Below are 20,154 nucleotides of genomic sequence, written 5' to 3'. Positions count from 1 at the left end.
CAGAAAAGCTGTTCACTGCGCGCCGTCTAGCATGCTCTTGCAAAAGGCGGCAACCCTCCTTCCGCATGTATCCGGTGGAAAGTTTCAGGAATGAAAATCAATAACATTTAGAGCAACACAGACCACCACCGGCTGCCTTGCCGGGCAACAAGCCATAATGCGGCCGCGCTTGCCCGCCATCGCATCGGGCCGCCAGATATGCCCCCAAAAGTAGCGATCAGCCCCAAAACCTTGATTCTGTTTTCTCAAAACCGCTCGCTCGGCCTAAAGTGCCGGAAGATATCCCTGTCCGCCCCAGCTCAAAAGCCCGTCTGCCCATGTACAATACCCGCCTCGACACGCTTCTGGACTATCCGTTCTCGCGCCTGCGCACCCTGCTGGAAGGCACCGCCGCGCCGGCAGGCGTCCCGCCGCTGGCCCTTTCGGTGGGCGAGCCGCAGCACCAGCCGCCGGTAGAGCTGATCAACGCGGCGCTCCTGGCCGGGGCCGACACCTGGAACCGTTATCCGCCTGTGCCGGGCACGGATGATTTTCGCCTCGCCTGCACCGAGTGGCTGAACCGGCGCTACCAGCTTGCCGAGGGTTATATCGACCCCGCCAGCATGGTGCTGCCGCTGGCCGGCAGCCGCGAGGGGCTGTTCATGGCCGCGCTGCTGGCCGTGCCGGAGAACAAGAGCGGCTACATGCCGGCCGTGCTGATGCCGGACCCGTTCTATGCGGTTTACGAGGGGGCAGCCCGCTTTGCCGGCGCGGAGCCGGTCTTCCTGCCGGCAACGGAAGAGACCGGCCACCTGCCCGATCTCGATGCCATCCCGGCCTCCCTGCTCGACCGCACTGCCCTCTTCTATCTCTGCACCCCCTCCAACCCGCAGGGCGCCGTCGCCTCGGCCGACTATCTGCGCAAGGCCATCACGCTGGCGCGCCGCCATGATTTCGTGCTGGCGGTCGATGAGTGCTATGCCGAGATCTATAGCCACACCCCGCCCACAGGCGCGCTGGAAGTATGCCGCGACATGGATGGCGGCTCGCTGCACAACGTGCTGGTGTTCCACTCGCTTTCAAAGCGCTCCAACGCCGCCGGCCTGCGTTCCGGTTTCGTGGCCGGTGACAAGGCGTTGATGACGCGTTTTTCCCGCATGCGCTCTTATGCTGCCGCCAGCACCCCGCTGCCGCTGCTGGCCGCCTCCTCCGCCCTGTGGCGCGACGAGGCACATGTGGTCGCCAACCGGGCGGCCTATAGCGCAAAGTTCGATCTGGCCGACCGTATTCTCGGCAACCGGCTGGGCTATCGCCGCCCTGCTGGCGGCTTTTTCCTGTGGCTCAAGGTTGGCGATGGCGAGGCCGCGACAGCCAGGCTCTGGCGCGAAGCCGGCATCCGCGTGCTGCCAGGTGCCTATCTCAGCCGCGGGGAAGCCGGGCGGGGCCCGGGCGACCCCTATATAAGAGTGGCGATGGTGCATGAGCCGGAGATACTGGCCCCTGCCCTGGAGCGGATCGTCGAGGTGCTGGATATATGAAGTCGGGGTTTTCGCGTTCGAGGATGGCGTCGCTGGTGCCGCCCTGGTTTGCCGCACTGATGATGCGGCGGGCGGTCGAGGTCGGTGGGCTGGTTGTGGTCGCGCTGGGGGCGGCCCTTCTGGGTGCCCTCATCAGCTATCACCCGGATGACGCCTCGGCCAATGTGGCGAGCGCCAGTGCTACCTACCGCAACTGGCTGGGTGGCCTCGGCGCCACCCTTGCCGACATTCTCATGCAGGTGCTGGGCTTTTCCGCCTATCTGCTGCCGGTGGTCATCGTGGCCTGGGGCGGCATGATCGCGGCGCACCGGCAGCTCAAATATCCCGTGCTGCGCCTCATCCTCGCCCTGCTTGCCCTGCTGGTGCTCTCCGCCTTCGTCGGCGCGTTCGGTGCCCCCGCAGGCTTGCGGATCAGCAGCGCGGGCGGCGTGATCGGTGCGCTCGTCAATGGCAAGCTCGCCTCCACCCTGCCCAACGCCTGGCACCTGCCGGGCATGTTCCTGCTGCTGGTCATCTTCGCCACCCTGCTTGCCGGAGCCACCGGGGCCAGCTGGAGCGGTATCGTACGTGCCCTGCGGCTTGGCTCGGGCTCGATGCGGGCGGCCGGGTCGCTGGTAGGCGATACGGCAAGCCGGGCCGGCGCGGGTCTGCGTGCCATCATGCCGAACCTCGGCCAGGACGGCGCACAGGAAGAAGAAGCCTATGACGCCGCCCCGCCGCTGCGGGCCGAGAGCGTCGGCCTGCGCGCACCGATGGAAAAACGCAGCCGCAAGGAAAAGCCGGCCGCCGTTCGTGCCGAACCCCGGATTGCCCCCGGCTTTGCCGCCGCCGCCGAACCGGAGAGCGACGATGAAGAGGCTGAAGGCGAAGTGGCGGGCCTTTTCGCCCCGCCGCCGAGTGCAGCCCCCCGTGAAACCAGCGCCCCGCCGGTTCGCGTGAACGAGCGGGCCGACCGCTCCCCCACCCTGCCGCTGACCGAGCGCGTCTATATAGAAGATGAGCCCGGCGCCTATGAGCTGCCGCCGCTCGACCTGCTGGCAAGCCCCAAGCCGGGCGAGCGCACCTCTACCCAGGATCCGGGCCTGCTGCGTCAGGCTGCCGGCGATCTGGAAGGGGTGCTTGGCGATTTCGGCGTCAAGGGCAGCATCGTCGAGGTGCGGCCGGGCCCGGTCGTTACCCTGTTCGAACTGGAGCCGGCTCCCGGTACCAAGTCGAGCCGCGTGATCGGCCTTTCCGACGATATCGCCCGCTCGATGTCGGCTGTTTCCGTGCGCGTTGCCGTCGTCCCCGGCCGCAATGTCATCGGCATCGAAATGCCGAACCGCAAGCGCGAGATGGTCTATCTGCGCGAACTGTTCGAGGCGACGGAGTTTCAGGGCACCAAGGCCAAGCTGGCCATGGCGCTCGGCAAGGATATCAGCGGCGCGCCCATCATCGCCGACCTCGCCAAAATGCCCCATCTGCTGGTGGCCGGTACCACCGGTTCGGGCAAGTCGGTCGGCGTCAACGGCATGATCCTGTCGATCCTCTTCCGCCTGCCGCCGGATCGCTGCCGTTTCATCATGATCGACCCCAAGATGCTGGAGCTCAGCGTCTATAACGGCATCCCCCATCTGCTGACCCCGGTGGTGACGGAACCGGGCAAGGCCGTGGTCGCGCTCAAATGGGCGGTCCGCGAGATGGAGGACCGTTATCGCTCCATGTCCACGCTCGGCGTGCGCAATATCGATGGTTACAACGCTCGCATCCGCGAGGCGGTGGAACGTGGTGAGCTGCTGCGCCGGCGCGTGCAGACGGGCTTCGACCCCGATACCGGCAAGCCGGTGTTCGAGGAGCAGCCCTTCGACATGACCGAACTGCCCTATATCGTGGTGGTGGTCGACGAGATGGCCGACCTCATGCTGGTGGCAGGCAAGGAGATCGAAGGCTGTATCCAGCGTCTCGCCCAGATGGCGCGTGCGGCCGGCATCCATCTCATCATGGCAACGCAGCGCCCGTCGGTCGACGTCATCACCGGTACGATCAAGGCCAACTTCCCGACCCGTATCAGCTATGCAGTGACCTCCAAGATCGACAGCCGCACCATCCTGGGCGAACAGGGCGCCGAACAGCTGCTGGGCCAGGGCGACATGCTTTATATGGCCTCCGGCGGACGCCTTACCCGCGTTCACGGCGCCTTCGTGTCGGATGACGAGGTCGAGAAGTCGGTCAATCACCTGAAGGCGCAGGGCGAGCCGCTTTACATCGACAACATCACCGAGGACCCGGATGAAGGCGGTGCCTTCGGCCTTGAGGATGATGTCGGCGGCAATGGCGAAAGCGGGGACGATCTCTACGATCAGGCCATCGCCCTCGTCGCCCGCGAGCGCAAGGCCTCCACCAGCTTTATCCAGCGCCACCTGCAGATCGGCTACAACCGGGCGGCGCGCCTGATCGAGCGCATGGAAAAGGAAGGCGTGGTGAGCCGCGCCAACCATGTGGGCAAACGTGAGGTGCTGCTGCCCGATCACGGGGATTACTGAACAGCCGGCACTATCGGCAGCAGATAAATCATTCAACGGTGTGCGGCCCGGCTGGAACTTCCGGCCGGGCCGCACTGTTGATGTAATGCCATCGCATGACCATGCTTGCGCACCATCATTGCCACAGGGCCTTGCCACAAAGCCTTGTCAGATGACAAAGCTGGGCAGATTTTCAGCCCGGCATCCGCCAACAGTCTCGTTCAGCCCCGGGAGACATCCCTCGTGCGTTTCTCATCCAGCGCCCGCCATAACGGCCTTCGCTCGTTTGCTCTCGGCGCCCTGCTGGCGGCATCCCTGACCGCCCTGCCGCAGGCCGCAACGCCCGCCCTTGCCGGAGAGCCGCAGGTCCAGCAGACGCCGGACAACATGGCGATCATCAATCAGGCCGAGCGTTTTCTCGACCGGCTGACGACGCTGCATGCACATTTCGCCCAGACGGTAGGCGACAATGGCTACACCACCGGCGAGCTGTGGCTCTCCCGGCCCGGCAAGCTGCGACTCAACTACGATCCGCCGCTGCGCCATCAGCTGGTTGCCGACGGCACCTTCCTTTATTTCTGGGACGACGAGATCAAGAACGTCACCCAGACGCTGCTCAAGGGCTCGATGGTCGATCTGATCGTGCGGCAGAATCCAAGCCTGACCGACGGCGTGACCGTCACGCGCGTGCGCTATGACGACAACACTGCCGCCATTACCCTCAAATCCGATTCCGACCCGGATCAGGGCGAACTGACGCTCTATTTCAACCGCGTCCCGAGCGGCCTTCTGGGCTGGCAGGTGATCGACGCGCAGGGGGCGCGAACCGAAGTGCGCCTTAGCCAGGTCGAGGCCGGGCAGCCAATTGATCGCGATCTGTTCTACTTCTACCGGCCGGACAAGTAAGAAAAAGCCGGCCGTCCTGTGCGGATGCGACTGCCCTTTATAACGGACACGACACCGGACGCCATGGCGGCGTCCGGATTTACTCGAAAATTACAGACCGGCAAATTTTTCGCCATTCTGTAATAATCGCATTATACTCTCCCGCGCTGTTGAGGGCGGGGCCGCCAACCGGCATCGCTCCGATCTTTCGAATGGGGAGTAACGATGTCCGACAATAAGACCATCTCGTCGGCTGCCGCCACCGTGGCAGCCGCGCGTCTCAGCCGCCGCTCCATGCTGCGCGCCGCGGCCGCCGTCGGCGCCGTTGGCGTGGCCAGCCCGTTTGTCTCCCGCCGCGCACTCGCGGCTGGTCAGGTGAACCTCTATGGCTGGGCCGGCTATTTCAACGACGACATCCTGAAGGCCTTCACCGACAAGACCGGTATCAAGGCCAACTACACCACCTACGGCACCAATGATGAGCTGCTCAATACCCTGCGCGCCTCCGGCGGCAGCGGCTATGACATCATCATGCCGACGGTCGACCGCGTGCCGAACTATGTCGAGTATGACCTCGTTCAGCCGCTCGACGAATCCAAGGTTAAGTGGGACGGCGCTGAAGCCAGCGCCGTGAAGGGTTCCGAAGGCACCGGCGGCGTGGTCGGCGGCAAGCGCTACATGGCGCCGTCCGACTGGGGCACCGAGGCCCTGGCCTTCAACACCAAGGAAGCGCCGCTCAAGTACGGCACCGCCTCCTACGGCGATCTGTGGAAGCCGGAATATGAGGGCAAGGTGACCGTTCGCGGCCACTCCGGCCTCATCGGCCTCGCGCTCTATCTGCAGTCCCAGGACAAGCTCCCGCACCCGGTGCTGGACATGTACAAGGACGAGAAGGCCGCCCGCGCCAACTTCGACGCCATCCTCAAGGTTGCCGTCGAGCACAAGAAGTCCATCGCGCAGTTCTGGACCAATGAAAACGAAGCCCAGGGTGCCTTCCGCACCAATGGCTGCGTCATCGGCCAGACCTGGGACTCGACCGCCTACCAGCTCGGCAAGGACGGCCAGCCGGTGAGCTACATCGCGCCGAAGGAAGGTGCACTCGCCTGGATGGAAGGCTTCTGCCTCACCAAGGGCGCGGCCAACCTCACCGAGGCCTATGAGTTCATCAACTTCTTCTACACCCCGGAAACCGGCGCGGCCTTCGCCCAGCTGACGGGCTACAACGCCACGTCCAAGGGCGCTGCCGCCCTGCTGCCGGAAGCCTCGAAGAAGTTCTTCGCCGACGCCTATCCGGGCGATGCGCTCGACAAGCTGTGGTGGTGGCCGATCCAGGAAGCCTGGTACGTCGCCATCCGCAATGAGTACCAGGACCGTTACCTGTCCGCCTGATAGCGGGCTGAACTGCCGGGAAAACCCTCGGCGGCCTGATCGCCGCCGGGGGTTTTTCTATAATCACGGCCAGTAATTCGGTACCGTTTCTCCTGCCTTTCGCGCTTTCCCGATATCCTTCCCCCTGCCGCCCGGAATCACGCCCATGAGCCAGAATGTCGAGTTGGACAAAGTAGTCATGCGCTTCGGGGAGTTCACCGCCGTCAAGGGCATCAGCCTTGAGATCAAGGGCGGTGAGTTCTTCAGCTTCCTCGGACCTTCCGGCTGCGGCAAGACCACGATCCTGAAGCTGATCAGCGGTTTTCTTGATCCGACCGAGGGCGAGGTGCGCATCGGCGGCACCAGCATGCGCGGCATCGGCGCCAACAAGCGCCCGACCGCGATGATCTTCCAGAATCTTGCGCTGTTCCCGCTGATGAGCGTGGCCGACAACATCGCCTTCGGCCTTGAGGTGCGCGGTGTCGGCAAGGCCGAGCGCCGCAAGCGGGCCGACGAACTGCTGGACCTCATCGCGCTGCCGGGCCAGGGCGACAAGATGCCGACCGAACTTTCCGGCGGACAGCGCCAGCGCGTCGCCATTGCGCGCGCACTCGCTGTCGAGCCGCAGGTGCTGCTGCTGGACGAGCCGCTCTCCGCCCTCGACCTCAAGCTGCGCCAGCACATGCGCGCCGAGCTGCGCGACATCCAGAAGCGCACGGGCGTTACCTTCATCTACATCACCCATGATCAGGGCGAAGCGCTGACCATGTCGGACCGCGTCGCCGTCATGTCGCAGGGCACGCTGCAGCAGGTCGCCACCCCGCAGGAACTCTATGACGAGCCGGCCACCGCCTTTGCCGCCGGCTTCGTGGGCGAGAACAACCGCTTTGCCGGCACCATCTCGGCCATCGATGGCGGCTTTGCCGTGGTGGATACACCGGCCGGCGCGCTGAAGGCCCGCAACCATCTCGGCCTCGCGGCCGGGGCCAGCGCCATTGTCTGTGTGCGCCCCGAGCGGCTGCGCCTTTCGGGTACCGGTAGCGAAAATGGCTTCATCGCCCGGCTCAAGTCCCGCAGCTTCGAGGGCTCCTTCCTCAACCTGATGGCCGAAGGGCCAAGCGGCGAGCTGATGGTGCAGGTAACCAATGACGGCGCCCTGCCCGCCTTCGACCCGGCCGGTGCCCTGCCCCTGGGTTTCCACGCCACCGACGCGGTGATCGTCCCGGCGGAGGCTGGCCATGCGTGATCTCTATCGCCGCTTCGGCGGCGGGCTGACCACCCTGATGGTCGCGCTGGTAGTGTTCTGGATCATCATGCTGGTGGTGCTGCCCCAGCTGCTGATGATCGACTTTTCTTTCCGTCCCAACCTGCCGCCTTCGAAGATTGGCGGGCCGGACGATGTGCACTCCTGGGCCAATTACGCGACGCTGTTTCGCAACCAGGTGCATCTCACCATCTTCTTCAAGACGATCTGGGCCAGTTCGCTGGTCACCTTCATCACCCTCATCGTCTGTTATCCGATGGCCTATTACCTGGCGCAGGTGGCCAAGCCCCAGCGCACGGCGCAGATGCTTCTGCTGCTGGTGATCCCGTTCTGGATCAACGAGATCCTGCGAACCTTCGCCTGGTGGATCATCTTCGCCTATGCCGGACCGCTGAACGGCCTGCTGACGGCGCTCGGCATCCTCGACCAGCCGTTCCGCTGGATGTCGGGCAACGGCGTCGTCATCGTCGGCATGGTCTATGCCTACATCCTCTTCATGGTATTTCCGATCTACAACGCGCTGGAAAGCCTCGACCGTAACCAGATCGATGCCGCGCGCGACCTCGGCTCCGGCTGGCTGCGCGTCCACCGGCGCATCGCCATCCCCCATGCCAAACCCGGTATCGCCACCGGCTGCATCATGACCTTCATGCTCGCGGCCGGCAGCTATGCCGTGCCGGCCCTGCTGGGCTCGCCCGGCAGCCGCTGGTTTACCGAGATCATCTACAACTGGTTCTTCGAGGGCGGTAACTGGAACCAGGGCGCCGCCTACGCGATGATCCTGCTGCTGCTCTGCCTCTTCTTCATCCTCCTGATGATGAAGCTCTTCCGCGTCGGCCTTGCCGACATCGCCAAGTAAGGAGGCGGCATCATGCGTCACGGCAATCCGCTGCTTGCGTGGCTGACACGCGGCTATATCGGGCTCTTCTTCCTCTACCTGTTCCTGCCGCTCATCATCATGAGCGCGGCAACCTTCAATGACAGCCGCCTGCCCACAGTCACCCCGTGGAACGGCACCACGCTGCGCTGGTTCGGCGAGCTTTTCGCCGATGGCTCGATGTGGAACGCGCTCTTCACCTCCATTACCATCGGGCTTGGCGTCATCGTCATCTGCGTGCCGACCGGCACGGCCGCCGCCCTGCTGCTGGCCTCCCTCAACAAGAAGGCCCGCACCTTCGCTTATGCGCTGATGGTCTCCCCGCTGCTGACGCCCGGCGTCATCATCGGCATCTCCACGCTCATCTTCTGGAACCGCTATTTCCATCTGACCGGCGGCATCCTGATGACGATGCTGGCGCAAAGCTCCTACATCATCGCCTATGTCATGCTGATGGTGGGCGCCCGCCTGCAGCGCTTCGACGGCACGCTGGAGGAAGCAGCGCTCGATCTCGGCGCCTCGCACTGGCAGGTGTTCCGCCGGGTGCTGATGCCGTTCCTCAGGCCGTCGCTGATTGCAGCGGCCTTCATCGCCTTCCTGCAATCCTTCGAGAACTACAACACCACGCTGTTCGTGCGCGGCCTCGACACGCCGCTCACCGTCTTCATCGCCAGCCGCGTGCGTACCGGCGTGACCCCGGCGGTCAACGCTCTCGGCCTCATCCTTATCCTCATCACCGTCGCGCTGGCCATGGCCTATGAGGTGAACCGCAGGCGCAAGCTGGCGGCAACGGCCGCCGCTCCCGCGGGCTGATCCGGGAACGCTGCGGGGGCTTTGAAGGCTCCCCGCGGTCCTGCGACGCGCTGACGCACAAGAAGGGCCAGCCTGCCCTGCAATTGCCGCATTCCAGCCGAGCGAAAAGCTCGCTGTCCGGGATTATGGCACCCCGATTATTATGTTCTCACATGATGCGGGCTCCTCCCGCCCGCCCATCTTGCTGCTTCCCCTCAAGGCAGTAACAAGCCGCCTCCGGCACCGGAGGCGGCTTTTTCTTTGCCGATACAAAAAGTGGGGAAGGCAGCGGCGGTCAGAGGCCGCCCATGCACATGTATTTGACCTCAAGATACTCATCGAGGCCGTACTTGGAGCCCTCACGGCCAAGCCCGGATTCCTTGACGCCCCCGAACGGTGCCTCGACCGTGGTCATGACACCGACATTGGCGCCCACCTGGCCATATTCCAGCGCCTCGGACATGCGCCACACCCGGCCCACATCGCGGGTATAGAAATAGGCGGCAAGGCCGAACTCGGTATCGTTGGCCATCTGCACCGCTTCCTCTTCCGTCTCGAAACGGAAGAGCGGGGCCACCGGCCCGAAAATCTCCTCGCTGAAGATGCGCATATCGCGGGTGACGCCGGTGATCACGGTCGGCTCGAAGAAACGCCCGCCGCGCTGGTGGCGCTTGCCGCCGCTCACCACCTTCGCACCATGGCCGGCGGCATCCTTGACCAGACCTTCGACCTTATCGACGGCCTTGTCATCGATGAGCGGGCCAAGCAGCACGCCGCCCTCGGTGCCGTTGCCGATCTTGAGCGCGGCGATGGCCTTGGCCAGCTTCTGGGCAAAGGCATCATAGACCCCTGCCTGTACCAGAATGCGGTTGGCGCACACGCAGGTCTGGCCGTTGTTGCGGAACTTGGAGGCGATGGCGCCCTCCACCGCCGCATCAAGGTCGGCATCGTCAAAGACGATGAAGGGCGCATTGCCCCCGAGCTCCAGCGACACCTTCTTCATCGTCGCGGCACAGTCCGCCATCAGCTTCTTGCCGATGGGGGTGGAGCCGGTGAAGCTGAACTTGCGCACCAAGGCATTGCCGGTCATCTCGCCGCCGATCTGCTGCGGATTGCCGGTGACGATATTGAGCGTGCCGGCCGGGAAGCCGGCGCGGATGCCAAGCTCGCCCAGCGCCAGCGCCGAAAGCGGCGTCTGGCTTGCCGGCTTCACCACCGCCGGGCAGCCGGCGGCAATGGCAGGCGCCAGCTTGCGGGTGATCATGGAGGACGGAAAGTTCCACGGCGTGATGGCGGCAACCACTCCGACGGGCTGCTTGCTCACCACCAGGCGCCGGTCGGCATAGGGCGAGGGAATGACATCGCCATAGGCGCGCCGAGCCTCCTCGGCAAACCACAGCACATAGGCGGCGGAAATGGCGATTTCACCCCTGGCTTCGGCCAGCGGCTTGCCCTGTTCCAGCGTCATGATCAGGGCGAGGTCGTCCTGATTGGCAAGGATCAGGTCATGCCAGGCGCGCAGCAACTGGGAGCGCTTCAGCGCTGACATTTTCTTGAGCTCGCCCCAGACGGCATCGGCCGCCTCGATGGCGCGGCGCGTTTCCGCGGCGCCCATATCGGGCACATGGGCGATGACCTCGCCGGTTGCCGGATTGTCGACGGCGATGGTGGCGCCGCTATCGGCACCGACCCAGCCCTTGCCAATCAGGCACTGGTTGCGCAGAAGCGACGGATCCTTGAGCCCGGACCAGACGTCAGCGGGCAGCTCGGCAGCTAAACTCATGGGATTTCCTCGGTCTTCCGGTCATGCTAGGGCCCTGAGGACCCCGGCCGGGCGCAGGTTGGGCGCCCTCATCTGTCTCTATGGAGAACAACGGGTGGTCAAAGCCGCCGGTTGCACTCCCCGGGGCGGCTGCGGCGAAGGGACACTCCCCCGCAAGGGCCACCCCTGCCATCCGATGATAGAGCCGCGATGACCCCGGCGGCAAACACCATCAACGCCTTACGTCGATCACGATGCGTCCCTTCACCTGTCCGGCGAGGATCGCCTCGGCGGCCCCGACAACCTCGCCAAGCGTAATTTCCGTCGTCATGCCATCGAGCAGGGTCGTCGGCATTTCGTCGGCAAGACGGCGCCACGCCGCCCGCCGCCGCTCGACAGGGATCATCACGGAATCGATGCCCAGCAGCCGCACGCCGCGCAGCAGGAAGGGCAGCACGCTGGCCGTCATCATGTTGCCGCCGGTCATGCCAACGGCCGCGACACCGCCGCGATATTTCATCTGCCCGAGAACCCGTGCCAGTGTGCTGCCCCCGACATTGTCGATACAGGCCGCCCAGCGTTCAGTCTCGAGCGGGCGCGCCGACGCTTCCTCCAGCTCCTTGCGATCGATGATTTCACCAGCCCCCAGGGAGCGCAGATAGTCATGGGTTTCCTGACGCCCGGTAGAACAGGCGACCTGATAACCCGCCTGCGCCAGCAGCACGGTTGCGACGGAGCCAACACCGCCCGCCGCACCGGTAACCAGCACCGGGCCGGCCGATGGCTCCAGCCCATGTTCCTCCAGCGTCATGATCGCCAGCATGGCCGTAAGCCCGGCGGTGCCGAGCGCCATCGACTGGCGGCGCGTCATGCCGGTCGGCACAGGCACCAGCCACTCGCCCTTGACGCGCGCCTTGTCGGCAAAACCGCCCCAGCGCATTTCCCCCACGCGCCAACCGGTCAGGATCACCGCGTCACCGGGATTGAAATCGGGATGCCCGCTGCTGGCAATCCGTCCGGAAAAATCCACGCCCGGCACATGCGGGTACTGGCGCACCAGTCGGCCCAGCCCCTTGAGGATCATGCCGTCCTTGTAATTGAGGGTACTGTAATCGACATCGATCACCACATCGCCGCCCGGCAGCAGCGCCTCGTCGACACTTTCAATGGCGGCGGAGACCGCACCCGCTTCTTCACGCAGGATCAAGGCACGCATTGTTGTTTCCTTCCCCGGGAACCTTCGCCCCGTTTCCTGTCCGAGACTACCCGCTCCTCCGGGATAGACAAAACACCGGTACGCGCTGCCGCGCTTGCATGATTGCGCCGCCCGGCCGGACTGCCCCTAGACCTTGTAGGCGAGCCGCACGCCGCCCCAGTGCCGGCCATTGATGGTTACGGGCGCCGAGACATCCTTCATGAGCGCATAGTTTCCCCCGCCCATGTCGCGGCGATAGGTCTGCAGCAGGAAGTCCTTTTCATTCCGGCCCGCGGCAAGCCCGACACGGTCGTTGAAGAGGCGCCGGTTACGGCAGTTGGCCATGTTCCACACCGGATCGGGGCCCTGCGGGCGGGCAAATTTAAGGTTATGCGTCGGCAGATATCCGTTGCGGTCCACCGAAGCGCAGAAAACTACCCGGGGGTCGAACTCAAGCACTGGCTCCTGCAGGGCTGGCAACAGCCGGTCCGTCAGCGCGGTAAAGCGTGTTGTCACCTGCTCGGGATTGGAGCCGGGAACCGGCTTGTACTGGTCGTCGAACAGGTCGGCGAGGCTTGCCTCTCCGGCAGCCATGGCATCGGCAAAAGCAGCGGAGACGGCTGCTGCAATCTCCCGTACCTTGCGCACGAAGCGGGTATCATCGGTTTCGGCAAACCCGGTGTCTGCCGTCATGCCGATCAGATCCTGCGACAGCATGATGAGGTTGTTGACGCGCTCGCGCGCCTTGCCCAGCCCTTCGGACGAGGCATGCACACCGCCGGAAAGCGTCTCCAGCGAGGTGCGCATGCCTTCAAAGGAAGAACGGGTCTTGGCGGCCGCCTCTGAAATACCGCTCACATCGCTGCGGACCCCTTCCACATCGCGCGACAGTGTATCCACCGTGTCGCCAATGGAAACCGCGCTGGTGCGTACGGACTCCGCCCGTTCACGGCTGGAGGATGCCTCATCCACCACACGCTTGATCTGCTGGGTCAGCTCGCGCAGCGTGCGGTCGATCTGCTCGGTTGCCGAGGCGGTCTGCCCGGCCAGAACCTTGACCTCCTGCGCCACCACGGCAAAACCGCGCCCGGCCTCCCCGGCCCGCGCCGCCTCGATGGTGGCATTGAGGGCAAGCAGATTGGTCTGGCTGGCGATGCGGTTGATCTCCTGGGCCACCTTGCCCACCTGGCGCAGATAGTCGCCCAGCACCCGCATCTCGCTGTCGATATGGCCGACGGACTCCGCAAGCTCGCGAATATCGCCCAGCGAGGCACGGATGGTCTCGGCCGAGCTGTTCATGCCCTCGGCAAGACCGGTCATCAGCTGGTTTGCCTTGGCCGATGCGCCGGAGATGGTGTCGTTGTCCGCCGCCACGGCACGCGCCAGTTCGGACAGCGAGCCGAGTTGATCGGCCTGGGTGCCGATGCGCCCGCTCAGATCATCAACAGCGCCGGCGATATCGGCAATCTCGACCCCGAGCCCGCCGGTTTTCGTCGCAACGGCCTTGAGTATGTCCGCTTCGGTCAGGCTCATGGGCGCGTTTCCTCCCGCCGTATGGTCGCGGCTTTTTGCCGCTGCTTTATTTGGCAGCTTATATGACAATGCGCGTGACGGAAGAGCCTCTTGCAACGCTATCCCGATGCGCTGCCAATCTTCCCGCATCAAACTGCATTCTGGGCAGAAGCTTGACTTACGGAAAGAGACAAAACGCCCGGGAAGGCAAATGAAAACCCGGCGCCGTTTCCGGCACCGGGCTGCTCAGCATCCAGATTAAACTTTAGGACTATGTCCTCAATTCACGACGGCTCCTTGCCGCCTTTCCATTCGGGCAGTTGCTTGACTTCATCCTCGCTCATCGCAACCTGCAGGCCGCCGCCATCGGGCGCCACGGAAACGCTGGAGGCATCAAGCGCAACATCGTGCGAGCCGATGCCGAGGAAACCACCGGTGGAAACAATGACTTCATCCACGGCACCGACATTGTCGTAAACCACATCCACGACATTGCCGACCTTCTCGCCGCCATTATCGACAACCGGCATATCGAGGATCTTGTCGCCGCTCGGCAAGGCGTTGGCCGGGGCGGCCGTCGACGGCGCTGAGGGGGCCGCCGGCTGATTGTTGAGGGGGGCTGCCGGAGCTGAGGGATCAGCAGGGGCCGTCGGGGACGGCGCAGTGGTCGGCGGCGTTGCTTCCTGCGCCAGAGCGACATCGACACTGGCCAGCGTCAGAATGCACGCCGTGGAGAGAAGAACCTTATGCATCACTGCCTCCTGGATTGATTTTCCGGAAACGTCGGCCGGATCGGCTCCTGAACCGCTTCAGAGATCAAACCATTAAAAGAGGGTAAATGTTGCGGCCCTTCTCAAGGCATTCCCGTGATCAATTGCGACAAAATTGCCCAAATGAATAACGAACCCGGACGAAAACACATTCATTTACTCAAATAACACAGCCTATTACTCAAGTATCCGCAACCCCCGCAGAAGGCAGCGCACCGTTGCTGCGCGCCGCCGCAGCTTCGGCGCCAGTCGCAGAGGCCTCGCCGAACGGGGCATACCAGAAATCGATCAGGTCGACGCTCAGCTGCGTGCCGCCGCCAGTACGGGCCGTGACTTCACAATCGCCTCCCAGCTGGCGGGCGAAGGACTGCATGAGCGAGCGCCCGAGCCCGCTGCCGATGGCCGCCGGACTCTGCGCCCCCTCTGTCGGCACCACTTCCTGCCAGTGCGAGCCCTTGCCGTTGTCGGCGATGACGAGCCGCCCGTCCCTGCCGCCGAGATGCAGCACGGAAACCCAGGCCTGCCCCCGCTGGCCGGGTGCAAAGGCATGCTTGAACACATTGGTCAGCGCTTCGGTGATCAGCAACGCCAGCGGCACCACCCGCTCCTGCGGCACCGGCTCGGCCGGTACATCGACCTTGATGTCAATATTCTGCGCTGCCCAGCCAAAGCTGGCCGCCACCTGCCGACACAGCGTGAGCGTGAAGGATGGCAACTCCACCGAAGCCAGATCGGCCGTCTCGTAGATGCCACGATGCACCAGGGCGAGGGCATTGATGCGGGTCTGCGCTTCCAGCAGCACGCGGCGGCTTTGCGGGTCGGGCAAGGAACGGGATTGCAGGTTAAGCAGGCTCACCACCGTCTGCAGGTTATTTTTGACCCGGTGGTGAATCTCCTTGATGAGCGTTTCCTTCTCCTCAATCGAATGCCGCAGCTGAAGCGTCTGCTGCTCGATATTTTCCGCCATGCTGGAGAAGGCACGCCCCAGCTCGCTGAGCTCACGCGGGGCACCGGTCATGTCCGGACGGATGGAATAGGCACCGAGCGCATAGGCATGCGCCGCACGCCGCAGACGCCCGATCCAGCGCAGCACCAGCCGTTCGCTGAAAATCCACGCGGCCACCAGGGCGATGAACCACATGGCGAGCGGGACCATGATGCGGCTGGCCAGATTGAGACGGGCCCAGCCGGACGCAGTGGAGGTTGGCATGCCGAACACCGCATAGATATCGGCGTTGAAGAGTGGCGTCACCACGAACACACGGCTTACCTTGTCGATGCTCTCGGCCTCGAACTCGCTCATCGTCCCATTAAGACGCGGGCGCAGCACCGAAGACGGCGGCAGACGGCTGGCCTCGGCAACCTTGGCCCCGGCGGTCAGGATCGCGCCGTGAGCGTCCACGACCTGGGCTACGGCTTCCGGCGGCAGCTCGCCGCTGGTTGCAAGCCGGTCCAGCTGCTCCAGTTTGATCGCAGCCAGCACCGCACCATAAAACTTGCCGTCGCGCAGGATCGGTGCCGTGGCCACGACGATCGGGCGGTTGGTCCGCACCCCGAGCTGGAACGAGCCAATGACCACCCCATCGCTGGAGCGCACCGCCTTGAACCACGCAAAGCCGGCGAAATTCATTCCACTGGGCACATCTGCCGAGGCGCAGATCATCGTGCCTTCGGCATTCACGATACCGATATTCGTATAATCGGGCACCTGGCTGGCCAGACGCTGCATCTGCTGCTGGCAGAGCGCCGCATCCGGCACGCCGGCAAGCCCGGTGGCGGCGAGCGCCGTCAAAAGGCCCTGCGTCTTTATGAAGAGATCGCTCTGGTCCTGGGTGACGAAGGCGGCGGAGCGACGCAGGCTGGCGCGGGTTTCTGCCTGGTCGACATTATAGGCATGCACCGCCTGAAAACTTGCCAGGACAAGCACCGGCAAGAGCGAGATCGCGACCATGAAGAGAAGTCGCAGCCTCAGGGAGGTCAGCCGGCGGTTGAAGCTTCCCGCAAATATCTCCGCAACCCGGTTGCTGCTCTGCATTCCGCTACCATGAAAAAGCCCGGCCGGAACCGTGCAGGAGAACCCGGGAAGGGTCCAGCCCGTCAGCCCGGCACGGGCCGTGGAAGCCGCATCCGTTGCCGGCGTTCGGCAACGGATGCGCTTATATACATGTCAGATGACGGTGCTGCCGGTCGCATAGGTCGCAGACGAGTTGGCACCTGCCGGCTCCACGATTCCGCCCAGCTGCTCGCCGAGCTCCTTTCGGGCACGGGAAACACGGCTTTTCATCGTGCCCAGCGCACATTGAGCGATCTCGGCAGCTTCCTCGTAGGAAAAGCCGCTGGCCCCGACGAGCACGAGCGCTTCGCGCTGTTCGTCCGGCAGGCGGGAGAATGCCCGGCGGAAGTCGCGCACCTGCACGCTCATTTCCTGGCTCGCCGGCAACCCGAGACGCTCGAACGTCCCGTCCTCGGGATCCGAAATCTCGCGGCCGCTGCGGCGACGATCGGACACGAAGAGGTTTCGCAGGATGGTAAAGAGCCAGGCCTTCATATTGCTGCCCGGCCGGAAGGACCCGAAGTTGGTCCAAGCCCGGACCATCGTATCCTGCACCAGATCATCGGCAAGGTCGCGGTTGCCGCACAGCGAACGGGCAAAGGCACGCAAGCTCGGCAACTGCTCGATCAGCGTCTCGCGGAACACCGCATCCGGTAGAGCGGCCGGGGCCGGCTGGACCGCGCGGGTGGGGTCGGATGATCCCATCAATGCTTCTCCTCCCGGTTGCCTTCGCTCTGGAGACCAGAGGCGCCCTCGGTCGCATTACCGCCAGTGGCGCCACCGATCGGGGCAAGAGTGGGGCGGGAAGCTGCCGCGGGCTCGCGGACCCGATCATCAAGCTTCTGCAAAAGATCCATGAACTGGCCGGGCAACGGCTCATGCACGACTTCTTCATACATGTCGCGCAACTGACCGCCGAGCCAGTGAAAGCCGTTCTCCTCAAGAAGACGCGCGGCCTGGCCATCTCCCGCCTGCCCGGCGCCAAACGGCGCGGCTTCAGGCGATCCGCCCCCGGTCATGCCCGGAGCCGGGTTTGAGTTTGCCCGCTCCATCACGGCTTCGGGGTTTTCGCCTTCAGCATCTTGCGTGCTGTAGGGTTGTATTTCCGGGTTCATCAGGCCTACTCCTTGAAGGATCCGGCGGTGCGGCAGCGCTCCCTCCCGCTCGCAGGACCTTCCGATTTGCTGTCTCTTTTCATGCCCGTACCCCCGTCCGGGTAGCGTTCGAAGGGTTAACGCCGCGGGTTGCCGTTGGTTCCAGCCCTTAAGCCGCAAAACTGCACAAAAGAGAAATCTGCTGCACTATCGTGGTTCGCCGAAGCTGCGCCGCGACGCATCAACCGTCATGCAACCAAATCGCACGGACCACGTTTAACCCGAAATGCGGTCACCTTTCGGTGTGGCCGGTGGTAGCGGCAAGAAATGCCGTAATGGAAAAAGCAGGGACAAAAACAGATGAGCGGAAATTCGCTTTCCCAGAGCATTGCCCCCGAGCTTCCGCTGCTGCGGCGCTACGCCCGCGCGCTGACCGGCAGCCAGAACCGCGGCGACCATCTGGTCCGCGCGACGCTGGAGATCATTCTCGAGGCGCCGAATGAATTTCGCCTTGATCGCGGTGCGCGCGCCGCACTTTATCATATCTTCCATCGTATCTGGAGCACGGCGGGCAATCCCGGCCTGCGTGAAGTGCTGCCCGGCGGTACCTTGCCGGATGAGCGCGCGGCCCTTGGTTCTCTCGGCGCCCTCGTGACGCTGGAACGCCAGGTTCTGCTGCTGATGGCGATGGAGGGTTTCTCCAGCAGCGAGACGGCCTTTATCCTCGGCCTCGAGGAAAGCGAAGTGCTGGATCAGCTCAAGCGCGCCCAGGCCGCGCTCAACGACCAGATCCACACCGATGTCCTGATTATCGAGGACGAGCCGATCATCGGCCTCGACATCCGCTCAATCGTCAGCGAACTCGGCCACAACGTGACCGGCATCGCCACCACCCTCTCCGAAGCGGTGACGCTGGCGCGGCACAATCCGCCCGGCCTCGTGCTGGCCGATATCCAGCTGCGCGACGGCACCTCCGGCATCGACGCCGTCAACAGCATCCTCTCGGATGCCCAGGTTCCGGTGATCTTCATCACCGCCTACCCGGAAAGGTTGCTGACCGGCCTGCGCCCTGAGCCGACCTTCCTCATCACCAAGCCTTTCCTCGATGAGGCCGTGAAAGTCGCCATTTCCCAGGCGCTTTTCTTCCGTCGCGAGGCACGTCCGGCCGCCTGAACAGGAGTGCCGCGTTGATGTTCCAGAACCTCCCTCCACCCCTCGTGCTGCACCGCGTTAACAAAATGTTGCAGCACCGCAACAGTATGCCCCATTCGCCTGAATGCGGCCTTATTTCATGCAAATGCGCTGGAAGGCCGCACAAAAAAGGCGCATTCAAACCCCGCTCACTCCTCCCGGTGCGAGCGACAGGAAAGGGCGATGTCCGCAAGGCCAGAGCCCGCAGGGCGGGAAGTCCTACCCCAGTCTTACCCGACGAGATCCTGGCGCAGCAGCTGTCGGTTCACCCGAACCGGGACGTCAGTGGCATTGCTCGCCCGCCTTCTGGTCCCGCCGGAGCGACGCAAAAATTGCCGCGGGATCCTAGGATCGAGGCAAACGGGTTACTGCAGATTGCTGTAATAATTGAATTCAGCTGCAAATTGCTGATTCCAGCATCACCGTAATTCGTGTTAAAACCTGACCAACCCCTTCCAGAAACCCACTTATAGAATCGGGTGCTGACCCCATGAACGTTCTTCGTCTCGCTGCGACTCTGAGCCTGGTCGCCCTCACCACCGTTGCTTGCGCCAAGAAGCCGACGGATGCTGGTGCCATGTCCACCTCCGGTTCCACCGCCGCTGCCGCTCCGGCTACCGGCCCGGTCCCGGGTTCCCAGGAAGACCTCGTCGTCAATGTTGGCGACCGCGTCTTCTTCGCTTTCGACAAGTATGCGCTGGATAGCGAAGCCCAGGCGACCCTGACCCGTCAGGCCGACTGGATGAAGAAGTATCCGGCTGTGACCGTGACCGTGGAAGGCCATGCTGACGAGCGCGGCACCCGCGAGTACAACCTCGCCCTCGGCGAGAAGCGCGCCAATTCCGCCAAGGACTTCCTGGTTGCGCTCGGTGTTGCCACCAGCCGCATCACCGTGATCTCCTACGGCAAGGAGCGTCCGGCTGTTCTCGGTACCGGCGAAGCCGTCTGGGCCCAGAACCGTCGCGCTGTGACCGTGGTGAGCAACTAATCACTGCTCTGCCCGGCGATCCGGCATCGGGGCATGCCGGATAACACGGACGAAAGAACAAACCCTGCGCGGGGACACTTCCGCGCAGGGTTTTTCTTTTTTGGCCCCTCTGCCGCAAAACCCGGCCGCCGATTTTAAAAAAACACCGGACGTATTTTTAAAAAATTTTAAAATTCCGACTCAGGGTCGCTGATTTTAAAAACAGCACTTCGCGGATTTTAAAATCGCCGCCTTTAAAACAGGCAACCGCCTGCGCCCCGAGCGCCATTCTTCCGGATTCCGGCATACCCGCACGCGGCTTTTTAAGGGTTTTGGCGCCCGGCGCCAAAGGTACGAAGATTGCAGCATTCATGATGCAGCCAGCGATCCACCGTCCGTTCGTAAC

17 protein-coding genes are annotated in these 20,154 nt (G+C 63.8%); 9 read left to right on the top strand and 8 right to left on the bottom strand.

The window, feature by feature from the left end; translation table 11 throughout:
* Positions 1–317 precede the first annotated feature (317 nt).
* The 7 genes from QTL98_RS07935 to QTL98_RS07905 all read left to right on the top strand — a co-directional run bounded on the left by QTL98_RS07935 (position 318) and on the right by QTL98_RS07905 (position 9,225).
* Positions 318–1,517 (top strand): aminotransferase class I/II-fold pyridoxal phosphate-dependent enzyme, encoded by a 1,200-nt coding sequence (locus QTL98_RS07935; protein WP_445681682.1) that lies wholly within the window; start codon positions 318–320, stop codon positions 1,515–1,517.
* The gene (locus QTL98_RS07930) at positions 1,514–4,039 is read left to right on the top strand and encodes an FtsK/SpoIIIE family DNA translocase (RefSeq protein WP_445681681.1); all 2,526 of its coding nucleotides are present in this window, start codon (positions 1,514–1,516) and stop codon (positions 4,037–4,039) included. The genes QTL98_RS07935 and QTL98_RS07930 overlap by 4 nt, the downstream gene beginning before the upstream one ends.
* Positions 4,040–4,261: 222 nt before the next feature.
* On the top strand, positions 4,262–4,924 hold the full coding sequence (locus QTL98_RS07925; protein ID WP_445681680.1) for a LolA family protein: 663 nt from the start codon (positions 4,262–4,264) through the stop codon (positions 4,922–4,924).
* A 204-nt stretch (positions 4,925–5,128) separates the two neighbouring features.
* Entirely contained in the window at positions 5,129–6,292 is a 1,164-nt protein-coding gene (locus QTL98_RS07920) for an extracellular solute-binding protein (RefSeq protein WP_445681679.1), read from the top strand.
* A 145-nt stretch (positions 6,293–6,437) separates the two neighbouring features.
* The gene (locus tag QTL98_RS07915) at positions 6,438–7,517 is read left to right on the top strand and encodes an ABC transporter ATP-binding protein (protein ID WP_445681678.1); all 1,080 of its coding nucleotides are present in this window, start codon (positions 6,438–6,440) and stop codon (positions 7,515–7,517) included.
* Positions 7,510–8,394, top strand: a complete 885-nt coding sequence (locus QTL98_RS07910; RefSeq protein WP_445681677.1) for an ABC transporter permease — start codon at positions 7,510–7,512, stop codon at positions 8,392–8,394. Before QTL98_RS07915 ends, QTL98_RS07910 begins: the two co-directional genes overlap by 8 nt.
* A gap of 12 nt (positions 8,395–8,406) precedes the next feature.
* Positions 8,407–9,225: an ABC transporter permease gene (locus QTL98_RS07905; RefSeq protein ID WP_445681676.1), complete on the top strand. Its 819-nt coding sequence runs from the start codon at positions 8,407–8,409 to the stop codon at positions 9,223–9,225.
* A gap of 274 nt (positions 9,226–9,499) precedes the next feature.
* Here QTL98_RS07905 and QTL98_RS07900 read toward each other — a convergent pair whose 3' ends face one another.
* The 7 genes from QTL98_RS07900 to QTL98_RS07870 form a co-directional block, all read right to left on the bottom strand.
* Positions 9,500–10,987: an NAD-dependent succinate-semialdehyde dehydrogenase gene (locus QTL98_RS07900; protein WP_445681675.1), complete on the bottom strand. Its 1,488-nt coding sequence runs from the start codon at positions 10,985–10,987 to the stop codon at positions 9,500–9,502.
* A 211-nt stretch (positions 10,988–11,198) separates the two neighbouring features.
* A complete protein-coding gene (locus QTL98_RS07895) occupies positions 11,199–12,182 on the bottom strand; it encodes an MDR family oxidoreductase (RefSeq protein WP_445681674.1) in 984 nt (327 codons plus the stop codon).
* Positions 12,183–12,308: 126 nt separating this feature from the next.
* Positions 12,309–13,694 (bottom strand): methyl-accepting chemotaxis protein, encoded by a 1,386-nt coding sequence (locus tag QTL98_RS07890; protein WP_445681673.1) that lies wholly within the window; start codon positions 13,692–13,694, stop codon positions 12,309–12,311.
* 263 nt (positions 13,695–13,957) lie between these two features.
* On the bottom strand, positions 13,958–14,425 hold the full coding sequence (locus QTL98_RS07885) for a PRC-barrel domain-containing protein (RefSeq protein WP_445681672.1): 468 nt from the start codon (positions 14,423–14,425) through the stop codon (positions 13,958–13,960).
* Between the two features lie 199 nt (positions 14,426–14,624).
* Positions 14,625–16,478, bottom strand: coding sequence for a sensor histidine kinase (locus QTL98_RS07880; RefSeq protein ID WP_445681671.1), 1,854 nt, complete (start codon positions 16,476–16,478; stop codon positions 14,625–14,627).
* Between the two features lie 132 nt (positions 16,479–16,610).
* A complete protein-coding gene (locus QTL98_RS07875) occupies positions 16,611–17,201 on the bottom strand; it encodes a sigma-70 family RNA polymerase sigma factor (protein ID WP_445681670.1) in 591 nt (196 codons plus the stop codon).
* Entirely contained in the window at positions 17,201–17,611 is a 411-nt protein-coding gene (locus QTL98_RS07870; RefSeq protein ID WP_445681669.1) for a NepR family anti-sigma factor, read from the bottom strand. Before QTL98_RS07870 ends, QTL98_RS07875 begins: the two co-directional genes overlap by 1 nt.
* Positions 17,612–17,950: 339 nt before the next feature.
* Between QTL98_RS07870 and QTL98_RS07865 the strand changes: the two genes are divergently transcribed.
* Positions 17,951–18,763, top strand: a complete 813-nt coding sequence (locus tag QTL98_RS07865; protein ID WP_445681668.1) for a response regulator — start codon at positions 17,951–17,953, stop codon at positions 18,761–18,763.
* A gap of 508 nt (positions 18,764–19,271) precedes the next feature.
* Positions 19,272–19,769, top strand: coding sequence for a peptidoglycan-associated lipoprotein Pal (gene pal / locus QTL98_RS07860; protein WP_445681667.1), 498 nt, complete (start codon positions 19,272–19,274; stop codon positions 19,767–19,769).
* Positions 19,770–19,926: 157 nt separating this feature from the next.
* Here pal and QTL98_RS07855 read toward each other — a convergent pair whose 3' ends face one another.
* Complete coding sequence (locus QTL98_RS07855; protein ID WP_445681666.1) at positions 19,927–20,121, bottom strand: hypothetical protein; 195 nt, start codon at positions 20,119–20,121, stop codon at positions 19,927–19,929.
* Positions 20,122–20,154: the final 33 nt, after the last annotated feature.

The organism is Radicibacter daui, from assembly GCA_030657355.1.
Taxonomy (GTDB): Bacteria; Pseudomonadota; Alphaproteobacteria; order Radicibacterales; family Radicibacteraceae; genus Radicibacter; species Radicibacter daui.
This window is presented reverse-complemented; position numbering and strand designations above follow the sequence as displayed.

Bases quoted from the DNA above. Each gene is read 5' to 3' on its own strand.
- QTL98_RS07935 (WP_445681682.1), top strand. From the start codon at position 318: ATGTACAATACCCGCCTCGACACGCTTCTGGACTATCCGTTCTCGCGC.
- QTL98_RS07930 (WP_445681681.1), top strand. From the start codon at position 1,514: ATGAAGTCGGGGTTTTCGCGTTCGAGGATGGCGTCGCTGGTGCCGCCC.
- QTL98_RS07920 (WP_445681679.1), top strand. From the start codon at position 5,129: ATGTCCGACAATAAGACCATCTCGTCGGCTGCCGCCACCGTGGCAGCC.
- QTL98_RS07915 (WP_445681678.1), top strand. From the start codon at position 6,438: ATGAGCCAGAATGTCGAGTTGGACAAAGTAGTCATGCGCTTCGGGGAG.
- QTL98_RS07910 (WP_445681677.1), top strand. From the start codon at position 7,510: ATGCGTGATCTCTATCGCCGCTTCGGCGGCGGGCTGACCACCCTGATG.
- QTL98_RS07905 (WP_445681676.1), top strand. From the start codon at position 8,407: ATGCGTCACGGCAATCCGCTGCTTGCGTGGCTGACACGCGGCTATATC.
- QTL98_RS07900 (WP_445681675.1), bottom strand. From the start codon at position 10,987: ATGAGTTTAGCTGCCGAGCTGCCCGCTGACGTCTGGTCCGGGCTCAAG.
- QTL98_RS07895 (WP_445681674.1), bottom strand. From the start codon at position 12,182: ATGCGTGCCTTGATCCTGCGTGAAGAAGCGGGTGCGGTCTCCGCCGCC.
- QTL98_RS07890 (WP_445681673.1), bottom strand. From the start codon at position 13,694: ATGAGCCTGACCGAAGCGGACATACTCAAGGCCGTTGCGACGAAAACC.
- QTL98_RS07885 (WP_445681672.1), bottom strand. From the start codon at position 14,425: ATGCATAAGGTTCTTCTCTCCACGGCGTGCATTCTGACGCTGGCCAGT.
- QTL98_RS07880 (WP_445681671.1), bottom strand. From the start codon at position 16,478: ATGCAGAGCAGCAACCGGGTTGCGGAGATATTTGCGGGAAGCTTCAAC.
- QTL98_RS07875 (WP_445681670.1), bottom strand. From the start codon at position 17,201: ATGGGATCATCCGACCCCACCCGCGCGGTCCAGCCGGCCCCGGCCGCT.
- QTL98_RS07870 (WP_445681669.1), bottom strand. From the start codon at position 17,611: ATGAACCCGGAAATACAACCCTACAGCACGCAAGATGCTGAAGGCGAA.
- QTL98_RS07865 (WP_445681668.1), top strand. From the start codon at position 17,951: ATGAGCGGAAATTCGCTTTCCCAGAGCATTGCCCCCGAGCTTCCGCTG.
- pal (WP_445681667.1), top strand. From the start codon at position 19,272: ATGAACGTTCTTCGTCTCGCTGCGACTCTGAGCCTGGTCGCCCTCACC.
- QTL98_RS07855 (WP_445681666.1), bottom strand. From the start codon at position 20,121: ATGAATGCTGCAATCTTCGTACCTTTGGCGCCGGGCGCCAAAACCCTT.